The organism is Parasphingopyxis marina (assembly GCF_014237875.1).
GTDB lineage: Bacteria > Pseudomonadota > Alphaproteobacteria > Sphingomonadales > Sphingomonadaceae > Parasphingopyxis > Parasphingopyxis marina.
The window spans coordinates 1,076,280-1,089,129 of record NZ_JACJVJ010000002.1 but is presented as its reverse complement, the minus strand read 5'-3'; the positions used below and the strand labels follow the sequence as shown (position 1 = coordinate 1,089,129).

Annotated in this window: 13 protein-coding genes; 2 read left to right on the top strand and 11 right to left on the bottom strand. The window is 65.0% G+C overall.

Annotated elements, in window-relative coordinates:
- Nucleotides 1–169: 169 nt before the first annotated feature.
- From H6P80_RS14085 to H6P80_RS14075, 3 genes are all read right to left on the bottom strand, one after another.
- On the bottom strand, nucleotides 170–1,759 hold the full coding sequence (locus H6P80_RS14085; RefSeq protein ID WP_185801980.1) for a PD40 domain-containing protein: 1,590 nt from the start codon (nucleotides 1,757–1,759) through the stop codon (nucleotides 170–172).
- 284 nt (nucleotides 1,760–2,043) lie between these two features.
- Complete coding sequence (gene glpX / locus H6P80_RS14080) at nucleotides 2,044–3,015, bottom strand: class II fructose-bisphosphatase (protein WP_185801979.1); 972 nt, start codon at nucleotides 3,013–3,015, stop codon at nucleotides 2,044–2,046.
- A 168-nt stretch (nucleotides 3,016–3,183) separates the two neighbouring features.
- Entirely contained in the window at nucleotides 3,184–3,735 is a 552-nt protein-coding gene (locus H6P80_RS14075; protein ID WP_185801978.1) for a TetR family transcriptional regulator, read from the bottom strand.
- A gap of 78 nt (nucleotides 3,736–3,813) precedes the next feature.
- Here H6P80_RS14075 and H6P80_RS14070 point away from each other — a divergent pair, with 78 nt between their 5' ends.
- Complete coding sequence (locus H6P80_RS14070) at nucleotides 3,814–4,875, top strand: aromatic ring-hydroxylating dioxygenase subunit alpha (protein WP_185801977.1); 1,062 nt, start codon at nucleotides 3,814–3,816, stop codon at nucleotides 4,873–4,875.
- Nucleotides 4,876–4,908: 33 nt separating this feature from the next.
- On the opposite strand, the gene H6P80_RS14065 is transcribed toward H6P80_RS14070, so the two are convergent.
- Nucleotides 4,909–6,216 carry a homoserine dehydrogenase gene (locus H6P80_RS14065; RefSeq protein WP_185801976.1) on the bottom strand — a complete coding sequence of 436 codons (1,308 nt, stop codon included), beginning with the start codon at nucleotides 6,214–6,216 and terminating at the stop codon, nucleotides 4,909–4,911.
- A 73-nt stretch (nucleotides 6,217–6,289) separates the two neighbouring features.
- Between H6P80_RS14065 and H6P80_RS14060 the strand changes: the two genes are divergently transcribed.
- Nucleotides 6,290–7,096 (top strand): NTP transferase domain-containing protein, encoded by an 807-nt coding sequence (locus H6P80_RS14060; protein WP_185801975.1) that lies wholly within the window; start codon nucleotides 6,290–6,292, stop codon nucleotides 7,094–7,096.
- On the opposite strand, the gene H6P80_RS14055 is transcribed toward H6P80_RS14060, so the two are convergent.
- The 7 genes from H6P80_RS14055 to H6P80_RS14025 form a co-directional block, all read right to left on the bottom strand.
- A complete protein-coding gene (locus tag H6P80_RS14055) occupies nucleotides 7,093–8,118 on the bottom strand; it encodes a TIR domain-containing protein (RefSeq protein ID WP_185801974.1) in 1,026 nt (341 codons plus the stop codon). The genes H6P80_RS14060 and H6P80_RS14055 overlap by 4 nt on opposite strands.
- A gap of 39 nt (nucleotides 8,119–8,157) precedes the next feature.
- Nucleotides 8,158–9,213: an alkane 1-monooxygenase gene (locus tag H6P80_RS14050; RefSeq protein ID WP_185801973.1), complete on the bottom strand. Its 1,056-nt coding sequence runs from the start codon at nucleotides 9,211–9,213 to the stop codon at nucleotides 8,158–8,160.
- Nucleotides 9,214–9,221: 8 nt separating this feature from the next.
- Nucleotides 9,222–10,280 carry an alkane 1-monooxygenase gene (locus H6P80_RS14045; protein ID WP_185801972.1) on the bottom strand — a complete coding sequence of 353 codons (1,059 nt, stop codon included), beginning with the start codon at nucleotides 10,278–10,280 and terminating at the stop codon, nucleotides 9,222–9,224.
- Between the two features lie 69 nt (nucleotides 10,281–10,349).
- On the bottom strand, nucleotides 10,350–10,724 hold the full coding sequence (locus H6P80_RS14040; protein WP_185801971.1) for a hypothetical protein: 375 nt from the start codon (nucleotides 10,722–10,724) through the stop codon (nucleotides 10,350–10,352).
- Between the two features lie 76 nt (nucleotides 10,725–10,800).
- Nucleotides 10,801–11,223, bottom strand: a complete 423-nt coding sequence (locus H6P80_RS14035) for an acyl-CoA thioesterase (protein ID WP_185801970.1) — start codon at nucleotides 11,221–11,223, stop codon at nucleotides 10,801–10,803.
- An 18-nt stretch (nucleotides 11,224–11,241) separates the two neighbouring features.
- Nucleotides 11,242–11,628: a YkvA family protein gene (locus H6P80_RS14030; RefSeq protein WP_185801969.1), complete on the bottom strand. Its 387-nt coding sequence runs from the start codon at nucleotides 11,626–11,628 to the stop codon at nucleotides 11,242–11,244.
- A gap of 3 nt (nucleotides 11,629–11,631) precedes the next feature.
- Nucleotides 11,632–12,831 carry an LL-diaminopimelate aminotransferase gene (locus H6P80_RS14025; RefSeq protein WP_185801968.1) on the bottom strand — a complete coding sequence of 400 codons (1,200 nt, stop codon included), beginning with the start codon at nucleotides 12,829–12,831 and terminating at the stop codon, nucleotides 11,632–11,634.
- Between the last annotated feature and the right edge of the window lie 19 nt (nucleotides 12,832–12,850).

Genomic DNA, 12,850 nt, shown 5'->3' with positions numbered 1-12,850 from the left:
CCCAATCCCTGTGGCGTTCGCCCCCGACCCGCGGATGGTGCGGCAGGAACGCGCATCGCCAGGCTTTGCCTCGTCATCACGCCGTAGCGCAGCCACATGAGGCCGTCGAGCATCGGTCCGCCGGGCACCTTGGCCTCGCGAATCGTCGATCGGCGCCCCGGCGCCGCGATCATGTGTCCGGGGCGAAGCCGAAATGGGCGGCCGGAACAAGGTCAATATCGTCGACCTCCATCACGGATTCGCTCCGCGCCACAATATCGCCGGTTTCCGCATTGAGGGCGACAATCTGGTTATGCCGTGGCAAGCCCACGATCAGCCGGTCGTTGCGCTTGTCGAAAGCCAGTCCCAGTGGGCGCCCGGGCAGCGCGATCTCCCTGCGAACCGTTCCCGTCCTGTCATCGAGGGCCAGCAGGTTCGCGGACACATTGTTGATCACCCAGATCACCCCGCGGCGGTCGTCATGGGCGAGGCCGACCGGGAAGATGCCGCCGCTGTCCCAGCAGCCAGCCACATTCCCCTCCGCCACGTCCACCGCGCAAACCTGTCGCATGAAGCCGTTGGTCACGAAGATCCGTTCTTCGCTGGCCGTCGCTGCTAGCCCCTCTGCGCCGTTCCCGGTCGGGATATGGCTTGCCACACCGGTATCGATGTCGATCAGGTCAATGCCGCCGGCTTCGGGGTTGCTGGCGACGAGCAGCGCGCGCGCCGGCAACAGCATCACTTTGTGAACGCCATTGGCGAGTTCGAAGCGGCGCGTTTCCTCGAACGTCTCGCCGTCGAATTCGCGGACATGGCCCTCGGCCTCGCAGGTAATCCAGAAGCGATCACCCTGCGCTGTCATGGCCGCACCGTGCGGGCGTTCGCAATTGGCGAGCGGCAGGTGTGCAAGCTGTTCGCCAGACACCAGGTCGAACAGGCGAAACCCATCGCTTTCAGCGTTCACCCAACGCATCTGCGAGGGCTCGATCGGTTCGTCATGCGGCGCGGGGAAGACGCCATGGGACGGTACCAGCGCGATGCGTCCGTCCTCGCTGACGGCGACGTCGTGCGGGCCGCTCCCGGCGGCAAGCCGTTGCCGTACGGCAAGCGTTTCGGGATCGAGCAGGACCAGTTGGCCGGACGAGCGCGCCATGGTGGCGATCAGCGCATCGCCCGCTTCCCAGTCTCCCGATATCGCCTTGACGATATCGGCGTCGCCGCCGCTGCTCTTTGCATAGGCCAGCGAACCGTCTCTCTGAAAACGCGGCATCAGGTCGCTCCCCCGGCCGTTGAGACGGGAGAGAGGAATGGCGGTGGTCCAAGAATCGCCGTCGCGACGGGAGAGATAGAGATCGCCGGAAATGCTCCGGTTGGTCGGCCGCTCCGATGCCTCGAAGATCATCGTATCGCCGTCGGGCGAGATTTCGAGATTCCATTCGCCAAGTGCTGAATTGATGCTTTCCGGCAGCCGTTCGACATGCCAGTCGCCCCCATCCGGCCGGGCCCGGTAGATGTCGCCGCCGCCCAGCCCGGGCCGGTCGGTAGCAAAATAGAGCGTGCCGTCCGGCCGCAGGACGGGGCTGAATTCGGTTGCTTCGGAGTTGACCGGCTCGGGAAGCCTGGCCGGTTCGGCCCAGCCATTGCCCGCCCAAGGTACGCACCAGATGTCGATATCCCCGGGATTACCGCGATCGCTGGTAAAGCAGGCTGCGTTCCGCAGCGGCGAGTAGTAGAAATCGCCTTCGTCCGCGCCTGGATCGGCGAAAGATGGGGGCCGCAATTCGCCATCCCCTCCATCGGCGAAAAGGATCGAGGAGCGGCTATCGGTCCCCCACTGCCCGTCGAGGCGGCTGATCTAGATGCCGTCAGGGCCTTCACTGTAGGAGGTTTCGGGCAGTTCGCTGTTATAGCGGGGGACGTCCGCCGCGCCGGGGCTGCATGCCAGCAGCAGAATGGGTATCCCGATACGCGTGCAAGATGTGGGGGCCGGCTTCTTCATATCTGTTTCTCCCGAAGTGGGACCGGCTGTGGGCAGCCGGATATGTTGGGCCCCTGTTTCGAAAGCTAATTCTTGTGATGCTCTCCCCTGACCCAGCGGACCGTGCCCGAGCTGGCCCGCATCACCACGCTTTGCGTTGTCATCACGCCCTTGCGCAGGCGCTTGACGCCGTCGAGCATCGAGCCGTCGGTCACGCCGGTCGCGGCGAAGATCACGTCGCCCTTGGCGAGTTCCTTCAGCGTGTAGATCTTGTCGAGATCCTCGATGCCCCATTTGCGCGCGCGCGCTTTCTCGTCGTCGTTGCGGAAGAGGAGGCGTCCCTGAAACTGGCCGCCCACGCAGCGCAGCGCCGCCGCAGCCAGCACGCCCTCGGGCGCGCCGCCGGATCCCATATAGATGTCGATCGTCGTATTCTCGTCGGTTGTCGCGATCACCCCGGCGACGTCGCCATCGGGGATCAGCTGGATCCCGCAGCCGATTTCGCGCAGTTCGGCGATCATCGCTTCGTGGCGGGGGCGATCGAGTACGCAGGCGATGATCTCGTTCGGCTTCACGCCCTTGGCAGCGGCAAGCGAATGGATATTCTCGGTGGCGCTTTTCGAAAGGTCGATCGTGTCCTTGGGATAGCCGGGGCCGATGGCGAGCTTGTCCATATAGACGTCGGGCGCGTTGAGCAGGCAGCCGCCTTCGGCGATGGCCAGCACGGCCAGCGCGTTCGGGCCCGCCTTGGCGGTGATTGTCGTGCCTTCCAGCGGATCGAGCGCGATATCGACCTTGGGCGCGCCTTTGGAGGCCCGGCCGACCTTTTCGCCGATAAACAGCATCGGCGCTTCGTCGCGCTCGCCCTCGCCGATGACGACCGTACCGTCGAAATCGAGTTCGTTGAATGCCGTGCGCATCGCTTCGACGGCGGCGGCGTCGGCAGCCTTTTCGTTACCGCGGCCGATCAGGTTCGAGGCCGCGATGGCGGCGGCTTCCGTGACGCGAACCATTTCGAGAACCAGGACCCGGTCCAGAAGTTCGCTTGGCTTTGGCATTTTCATCTTTCCTTCGTCTGAACGCGGTCGGCGATAGGCGAGAGCTGTGACAATGTCGAGAATCGCAGCGCCCCAATTTGGGGCCGTTTTTCCCGCGAATGTGCCGGATGCTGCCGAGCCCCGCAAAAGGGAAACCGTCGTTCCGGCGAACGCGCCCCAGGCGCCGGTTTACGCAGGTTTTGCTTGTATTTCCACGGTCCAGCCTCCGATCAGCGTGTCGAGCGCCCGCTCGAATAGCGCGCGTTCTTCGGCGATATCGGCATCGGGGTTGCGCAAAAGGGTCGTCCACCCGGTGGCGAGCGACTGGACCGATCGCTGGGCCAGGTCCGCCACCACGGGGTCGAGGCCGAGGTCGACCAGCTTCCCTTCGATTTCCGCGTGGATGACGGATGAACCGGGAGGGGAGGTCGGTACCGCGCGGATAAGCAGATGGGCATCGCGCACGCGCTTTTGCGCGTCCCAGATCGCGAGCCCGAATCCGCGCAACCATTCCCGCCAGTCGTCGCACGGCGGAACCGCATCGAGACAGGAGCGGAAGACGGTCGAAGACATCAGCGAGAGCAGGGCGGTCTTGTCCTGCACATGCCAGTAAAGCGACGAGGCGCTGACATCGAGCCGCGCGGCAAGGCGACGGATTCCGACCTTGGCCAGCCCCTCGTCCTGCAGCAGGGCGAGCGCTTCGGCGACGATCAGCGGCTGGTCTAGCTTGGAGAAGGACATGCAGTTCCTTGACATCTGCGCCCGGGAATTCCAACACCGCTCTAAACGAACATCGTTCGGTTAGAGGGAGAAAGGACCATGTATCCATTCAGCGAGGGATCCTTTGCGGTCAGGAATGGCTGGTATGTCGCGGGTTTCAGCGCCGATCTGGGCAGCGAACCGATCGCGCGGACGATTCTCGGCATGCCGGTCGCGCTGTACCGCAAGGCGGACGGCACGGCGGTTGCGGTCGGCGGGCGCTGTCCGCACCGCAATTTCCCGCTCGGCAAAAGCTGCGTGAAGGGCGACGATATCGTCTGCGGCTATCATGGCATCGCGTTCGGGCCCGACGGCAAATGCACCGATATTCCCTCGCAGAAGGTGGTGCCGGGCAGCTACCAGATTCCCACCTATCCGCTTGTCGAACATGGGATGTGGCTGTGGATCTGGCCCGGCGACCCGGAAAATGCGGATCCCGCGAAGCTCCCCGATCTCGAGGCGATCGGCTATGCGGATCCGACGATGCACGCCGTGCCGATGTTCACGCACGAGGTTGCCTGCCGCTACCAGCTGCTCAACGACAATCTGCTCGACCTTTCCCACCTTGCCTTTCTGCACGCGTCGAGCATCGGCAATCTGGAAAATGCGACCGTCCCGGAGGAAACGAGCCAGGAGCCCGGCATCCTGCGCAGCCGCCGCTATATCAAGGATGCGCCGCCGATTCCCTCGCTGCGCGAACGGATGGGCGAGGGTTTCCGGGTCGACCAGGTGGTCGGCATGGATTTCTACCTGCCGGGCTTCCACGCCGGGATCGGGGATCATTTCTATTCCGCAAGCGATCCCGACCGGCCGGGCGAGGCGATCCAGATCAGCCGTGTCTTTCATGCGGTGACGCCGGCCACACCGACCAGCTGCTATTATTTCTTCGGCCTCGCCTCGCTCGACCGCAGCGAGGCGGAGGCCCGGCGCGCGCGGCTGGCGGACGTGATCGACGAAGATATTTTCGCCTCGGTCGAGATCGAGAAGATGATCGGGCTGATGGGCGGCGCGCCCGACGAGCTGATGATCAAGTCGGATCGCAACGCGGTGCTCGGCCGCCGCATGCTGCAGGCGATGATGGACGCGGAGGGCGAGGAGGAGGAGCCGTTCGCGGCGGCCTGATGCCGCCCCGAAGGGGCTTTCCGGCTATGGGGCCTAGAGGTCCAGAATATGCATCAGCATCGGTTCGCCGGCCAGGCTCTGCGCGCCCTTCAGCCTTTCGAGCGCATCGATGACGCAGCGTTCCGGTCCTTCATGGGTAACGATAATCAGGCTGACGACATCGTCGCTGTCTTCGCTGGGCTCGGCGCCGCCGCGCTGGATCATGCTTTCGATCGAGACATTCGCGTCGCGCATCGCCGCGGTGATCTCGGCCAGCACGCCCGGCCGGTCATGGACGGTGAAGCGCAGATAAGCCCGGCCGCGCCGGTCCCCGGCCTCGATCGCTTCGGCCTGGGTCAATCGGGCATGGGGCATCGCAAAGGCCGGGCCATATTCGCCGCGGGCGATGTCGATGAGATCGGCGACGACCGCGCTGGCGGTCGGGCCTTCGCCCGCGCCCGCGCCCTCGAAGAACAAGCGCCCGACGAAATTGCCCTGGGCGACGATGGCGTTGAGCGAGCCGGCGACATGGGCGAGGGGATGATCGCGCGGGACGAGGCAGGCATGGACGCGCTGGAACAGTTTGCCGCCGGCCGCTTCCGCGGTGCCGACGAGCCGGACCTTGAAGCCCAGCGCGCGCGCTTCGAGGATATCCTCGGCGATCACGCGGCGGATGCCGCTGGTCGCGACGGTATCGAAATCGAGCGCGGTGCCGAAGGAGAGGCTGGCAAGGATCGCGAGCTTATGGGCCGCGTCGATGCCGTCGATGTCGAAGGTCGGATCGGCTTCGGCATAGCCGAGCCGCTGGGCCTCGGCGAGGACGTCGGCGAAATCGCTGCCCTTCGCCTCCATTTCGGTGAGGATGTAATTGCAGGTGCCGTTGAGGATGCCGTAGACCGAAGTGATCTCGTTCGCTGCCGCGCCTTCGCGGAGCCCCTTGATCACCGGGATGCCGCCCGCCACGGCCGCTTCGTATTTGAGCGCGACCTTGGCTTTCTCGGCGGCTTCGGCGAGTTCGAGGCCATGATGGGCGATCATCGCCTTGTTGGCGGTGACGAAGGATTTGCCGGCGGCGAGCGTATCGCGGGCGAGCGCGAGCGCGGAGCCGTCCGCCCCGCCGATCAGTTCGGCGACGCAATCGACATCCTCGCGCGCGGCGAGATCGGCGGGATCGTCTTCCCAGGCGAAGCGCGAAAGATCGACGCCGCGGTCCCGGCTGCGATCGCGGGCGGAGACGGCGACGACCTCGATCGGGCGCCCGGCCCGGCGTTCGATCAGTTCGCGATTGGCGTCGAGCAGCTTGATCACGCCGGCACCCACCGTACCGAGCCCGGCCAGCGCCACCCGCAAAACGTCCGTCATATGCTTCGCCCTTCCATTGATCGGCTTCGCGCCTTAATTCGGCCCCGGGGAAAATGCTACCGGACAAACCACAATGACAGAACATCCCACACCCACCATCCTCGTGCTTGCTGGCAAGCGCGACGGCAAACTCGATCCCCTGGCCGAGAAGGCGGGGGTCAGCCACAAGGCGGTCGTGCCGATCATGGGCAAGCCGCTCATCGGCCATGTCCTCGCCACGCTCGAAAAATCCTGGGACGATGCGAAGATCCTCGTGTCGATCCACGATCCCTCGGTGCTCGACGGAGTCGAGGAGGTGCAGCGGCTCAAGGCCTCCGGGCGGCTGGAAACGATTCCGGCGGAAGCGGGCATCGTCGAAAGCGTCGAGGCCGGCGCTGCCAGGGGCGGCTTTCCGCTGCTGATCACCACGGGGGACAATGTGCTGACCACGGTCGAGGCGCTGAGGGCGGTCAACGATGCCGGCTGGGATCGCGAGGCCGATGCCGTGCTGGGCCTCGCCCGGCGCGAGGACATCATCGCCGCCCATCCCGAGGGGCAGAAGAAATTCTACGAGTTCAAGGATATCGCGATCGCCAATTGCAATATCTACTGGCTGCGCGACCAGAAATCGCTGCAGGCGGCCGAGGCGTTTCGCGGCGGCGGGCAGTTCATCAAGACGCCGGGCGCGATCCGCAAGGCGTTCGGCCTGCGTAACCTCATCCGCTTCCGCTTCCGCATGGACAGCCTGGCGGGCGCGATGCGCCGGATGTCGAAGCGTTTCGGCGTCCGGGTGATCGCGCATGTGCTGCCCGACGGGCGGCTGGCCATCGATGTCGACAATCAGCGCACCTATGACGTGACCGAGGAACTGCTGAAGCGCGACGCGGCGGCTTCGGCCTAGGCGCCTTCGGTCAGTCGCTGGCGCAGGTAGCGGATGCGCTCCTGCTGGAGCTGGGAAATACAGGCTTCGGTGTTGCAGGTCTGGATCTGTCCGATCCAGGCGCGCTGGTCCTGCCGCAATTGCTGGCCCGAACCGCCGGCGCGGCGGATGGCCGCTTGCGCGCGGCCATAGAGCAGCGCCATCTCCCGGTCCTGCGCCGCCAACGTTGGCGATCCGCAGATCAGAAATTCGGCGGTGCGCGTCGAATCGCCGCAGTTGAAGCTGGTCTCGAGTCCGGAAGGGCGGACCGGGGGCGGTTCGACGACGGGTGCCGGTGCCGGTTCTTCGGGCGGCGCGGGTTCGGGCGCGTCGGGTTCGTCGGCCTCGCCTCCATCGGCGGCGATGCCCTCGCTTCCGGCCTCCGCCGTCGGCTCGCTGGACGCGAGCAGCGGCTCCTGTCCTCCGCGCGTCGCGACGAGCCAGGTGACGGCAACGGCGGCGACGATCAATGCCAGCACGGTCAGTACGATCAGCCAGATATTCATCCCGGATCCGCCGCGCGATGCCGGTTCGGGCGCGAAGGCGGCGCGTTCGGGGACCCGGGCCGGTGGAGGCGGAACATCGCCATTTCCCGATAGCACCGCATATTGGCGGGCCTGGGTCGCGACCCGGTCGATCACCGCCTCGCGCCGCTCGATCCAGTCGATCCATTGCGTATCGGCGAGGTGATAGGCGAGATCGCGCGGGTCGACGGCTTCCAGCCTGAGCGGAATGATCGGATGCCCGGAACTGTCGGCAAGGATCAGTTCGCGTTTTACATGGCGGCTCTTGTCCGATTGCGCACAGAAGAGCAACAGCACCGCCGTGCAGCCTTCGATCGCGTCGCGCACGGCCTTGTCGAAGGGTTCGCCGGGATCGACGTCGCGCGGCGCGATCCAGCATTTTACGCCGCGCTTGGCCAGCGCCTTTTCGACGAGTTCGGCAACATCGAGCTTGCTCGAATGATGGCTGACGAACAGCGTGATCTCGCTGCCGGTTTCCATGGTGCCCCCTGTTTCGATTCCGCAGGAGGCTAACCCAGATCAGCCCGCCATGCCAGCGCCCAGCCGGTCGATCTCGCGGTCCATGATGCGAAACCAGAGCGGGGGCAGGGCGGCGACCAGGATCATTGCGGGATAGCCGTAGGGCAGTTGCGGTGCGTCCTCATAATGGCGCAGCTTGTAATAGGGGCGGCGCGGCTCGAGGTGATGATCCGCGTGCCGCCCGGCATTGAACAGGCCGACATTGGTGAGGATATGGCTGGAATTCCAGCTGTGCTGGATACCGATCCGCTCCGGCCGGCCATCGGGCCCGGCTTTCCGTAACAGCCCATAATGCTCGATATAATTGACGCTTTCGAAGATGAAGGCGGCGATCAGCGCTTGCGCCGCAAGCAGCAAGAGGCTCATCGGGCCGAGAAACAGCGCGACACCGGCCACCAGCAGGATAGTGAAGAGCTGCCAGCGCAGGATGCGGTTGGAGAGCGAAAGGGTGGGCCTGCCCGCGCGGCTCAGCCGTGCCGCCTCGAGCGCCCAGCCCGCCCTCAGGCCGCCGAAGCCGGAGCGCAGGGTGAAGCCGTATACGCTTTCGCCGCGCCGCGCGGTGACGGGGTCTTCCATCGTGCCGACCCTGGCGTGATGACTGTAGACATGTTCGACCGGATAATGGGCATAGCCGATCGTCGACATGATCAGGCTGGCCAGGGTATCGGTCAGCGGTTCTTTCCGATGGACCAGCTCATGTGCGACGACGATGCCGGTCATCCCGGCATTGATGCCGATGGAGAGGGCAAGGCCCGCAAACTGCCACCAGAGCAGCGTATAGTGCGACGCCGCCCAGAGCGCCCAGCCGAGCAGCGCCATGCTGACAAGGCCGCTCACGACCAGCGCAGTGCGATACCGCCATTCCGTCGCCGGGCCGATTTCGGCGATCCGCCTTTCCGACGGCCAGCGCGAAAGACCGCACAGTGCATCGACCGGCGGGATCAGGATGTACGCGACGATGGGCAGCGCGAAATGGCCGATACCGCCGAGATAGAAGCCGCCGACAAGGATCGCCGCGAAGACGATCGAAACCGAATAGGCGAGCGGGTATCGCATGCTTCGGATCAGGCGCCGCGTTCGCTCGCGTGAAAGCGGTCCAGCTCCCTGTCCATCACGCGAAACCAGAGCGGCGGGGCGAGGCACAGCAGGAAGCTACCCGAATAGCCAAAGGGCAGCTGCGGCACGTCGTCATAATGGCGCAGGCGGTAAAAGGGCCGGTTGGACAGCGCGTGATGGTCCGAATGGCGGCCGAGATTGAACAGGTTGACGTTGGTGATGACATGGCTGGAATTCCAGCTGTGCTGCGGCCTTACGCGCTCGTAGCGTCCCTCGGCATCTTGCTGCCGGGCCAGCCCGTAATGTTCGAGATAGTTGATCGTCTCCAGCCCGAATATCGCGATGACGGCCTGGATTGCGAACAGGGCCAGCGGCAAGGGGCCGAGGCCAAGGCCGATGGCGAGCATCAGCAAGAGCGTAAAGCCGTGCCAGCGCAGCATGTCGTTGCGCCAGGACCAGCGGCCATGGCCCGCGCGCTCCAGCCGTTCGGCTTCCAGCCGCCAGGCGCTACGGAAGCTGCCGATCAGCGTCTGGGGCAGGAAGGCGTAGAAGGATTGGCCGCGCCGGGCGCTCGCCGGATCTTCGGGGGTCGCGACCCGGGCATGATGGCCGCGAACATGCTCGATGCAGAAATGCGCATAGCCGGCCAGCGCCATCAGCAGGAAGGCGAGCCGCCGCTTGCCCGGCTGCGGCCGGTGCATCAGCTCATGCGCGGTGACGATGCCGATAAAGGCCGAATATTCGCCGATGACGAGCGCCAGCAGCAGGAATTTCCACATCGGCATCGGTTCGGCCCAAACCGCGTAGAGCGCCCAGCCAAGCAGCGCGACCGCCGACCAGGCGGAGATCATCAGCATCGTTTCGTACAGCCGCACCGTGCCGGGCGTCATGCTTTTCAGCCGGTGGTCGGACGGCCAGCGCGAAAGGCCGGTCAGCTGTTCGGCGACCGGCAGCAGCACATAAATCATCAGCGGCAGCGCCCACAGCCAGTAGCCGCCGGCATAGAAGGCCGCGATCGTCAGACATGCGGTAAAGGGCCCGCTGACATAGAGAAGGGGAAAGCGCATCCGCCTGAAGATAGGTGTTTCGCGCCGCAGAAACAAACGGCGCGATCATGGTGCGCCGGTCCGTGCGGTCTAGTCGATGGCGTCGGTGCCGACGGTGATGCGCACACCGTCATTGCCCGTATTTTCCACCCTGATGCCGGGCATGTCGACGGGCGTGTCCTCGACCGTTTCCTCGTCATCCCGGGAAACCGTTTCGCCGTCCGCGTCGGTATCGCCCCGCGCGTCGGCTATGCTTTCGCGAATGCTGGCGCGGGCGTCATGTACGGCGGCGCGGATTTCGTCGCGCGCCTCTGCCCGGTCCTCATTGTCCATGGTAATGACCACCGGCGAATCGCTGCTCCACCAGTCGGCATTGTAGAGCACGATCGCGCCGAGAAGGGCGCCGCCGAGGATCAGCGCGCGCTTGCGCCGGGGGTCTTCGTTCGGGAGCGGGTCGGAGCTCATTTTCGTCCTCTGCAAAGAACGAACGCCAATAGCCCGAATCGCCCTGAAACGGAAGCGGCAATGCCGCGCAACCGCTCTATTTTTCGGCGAGCAGCAGCGGCCGCGCCCAATCGGGCACCGGCATCGGCCGCCCGCTTTCCAGATCGACATGGACATGGACGAGTTCGATGCGGGCGCGCAGGTCGTCCGAACCGTCCCCGGTAGCGCCGTGCAATTCCATATGCGTCGTCACGCTCGTATTGCCAACCTTCTCGGTCCACACGCGTCCGTCGATCCATTCGTCGGCGCGGATCGGCGCGACATAGTCGATCGCCGCGCGCACCGTGTGGAATTCGAGCGAATTGTCGCCGGTGAAATGCAGGTCGATCTCGCGCCAGAACTCGGTGATCAACAGATCGGCATATTCCAGATAGCGCCCGTTGAAGACGACCTTCTGCATGTCGACTTCGGCATAGCGGGTGCGGAAACGGTGGGTGAAGGGCTGGGGTCTGTCCGGCATCGGCGTTTCAATCGCGCGCTAAGCCGAGCTTCGCAACAGAAAATAGGCGGCGATCGCCGACGCGACCCAGATCAGCACGATAGCCGTCGCGACGATCCACTGCCCCCTGGGCTGCGCGGTTTCGGCCCTGTCCCTGAATTCCGCGTGCAGCTCGGGCGGCATCTGGCGCAGGACGAACCAGATCCCCAGCGGTAAAATGATCAGATCGTCGAGCAGGCCCAGAACGGGGATGAAGTCGGGAATCAAATCGATGGGGCTAAACGCATAGGCGACGAGCAGTCCGCCGATCAGCTTGAGCCATAGCGGCGTGCGCGGGTCGCGGGCGGCGATCGAGAGTACAGCGATATCGCGCTTCAGTCCCTGCGCCCGGTCCTTCCATCGCTCGCGCCATGAGCGGGCCGGCAAATTTCAGCTTCCCGCGCTGTTCGAGCGAAAGCCGGAGAGATATTTCTTGATGTTGCGCGCGGCCTGGCGGATGCGCTGCTCATTCTCGACAAGGGCGATCCTCACATAGCCTTCGCCTTCCTCGCCGAAGCCGACGCCGGGCGATACCGCCACGCTGGCATGGCGCAGCAATTCCTTGGAAAATTCCATCGCGCCCATATGCGCGCATTGTTCGGGGATCGGCGCCCAGGCGAACATGCTGGCTTCGGGCGGGGGCACGTCCCACCCGGCGCGGCCGAAGCTCTCGACGAGCACGTCGCGGCGGTTTCGGTAGAGCGCGCGAACCTCGTCGATATGGTCTTGCGGGCCGTTCAGCGCCGCCGTCGCGGCGACCTGGATCGGGGTGAAGGCGCCATAGTCGAGATAGCTTTTCACGCGGGTCAGCGCGCCGATCAGCTGCGGGTTGCCGACCGCGAAGCCCATCCGCCAGCCGGCCATGCTGTACGTCTTCGACATCGAGGTGAATTCGACGGCGACGTCCTTCGCGCCGGGCACTTGCAGCAGCGAGGGCGTCGGTTCGTCGCCGAAATAGATTTCGGCATAGGCAAGGTCGCTGATCACCCAGAGCTTATGCTCGCGCGCGAACTCCACGACCTTCGCGTAGAAATCGAGATCGGCCACATAGGCGGTCGGGTTGGACGGATAGCCGATCACCAGCACCGAGGGCTTCGGCACGCTGTAGCTCAGCGAATATTCGAGCCGGGTGAAGAATTCCGGCCCCGGCGCGGCGGGGATCGAGCGGATCGCGGCCCCGGCGATGATGAAGCCGAAGGTATGGATCGGATAGCTGGGATTGGGCGCCAGCACGACATCGCCCGGCGCGGTGATCGCCTGGGCAAGGTTGGCGAGGCCTTCCTTGGAGCCCAGGGTCACGCAGACCTCGGTCTCGGGATCGAGCTCGACGCCGAAGCGGCGCTGATAATAGGCGGCCTGCGCCTTCCTCAGGCCCTTGATGCCCTTGGAGGCCGAATAGCGGTGCGCGGTCGGATCGTTGGCGACTTCGCACAGCTTGTCGATGATATGCTGGGCGGGCGCGGAATCCGGATTGCCCATGCCCAGATCGATGATATCCTCGCCGCGTGCGCGCGCCGCGGCCTTCATCGCGTTCACTTCGGCGAAGACATAGGGCGGCAGGCGCTTGATGCGGTAGAATTCTTCGGTCATGGCGCGGTTCTTCTAGCGC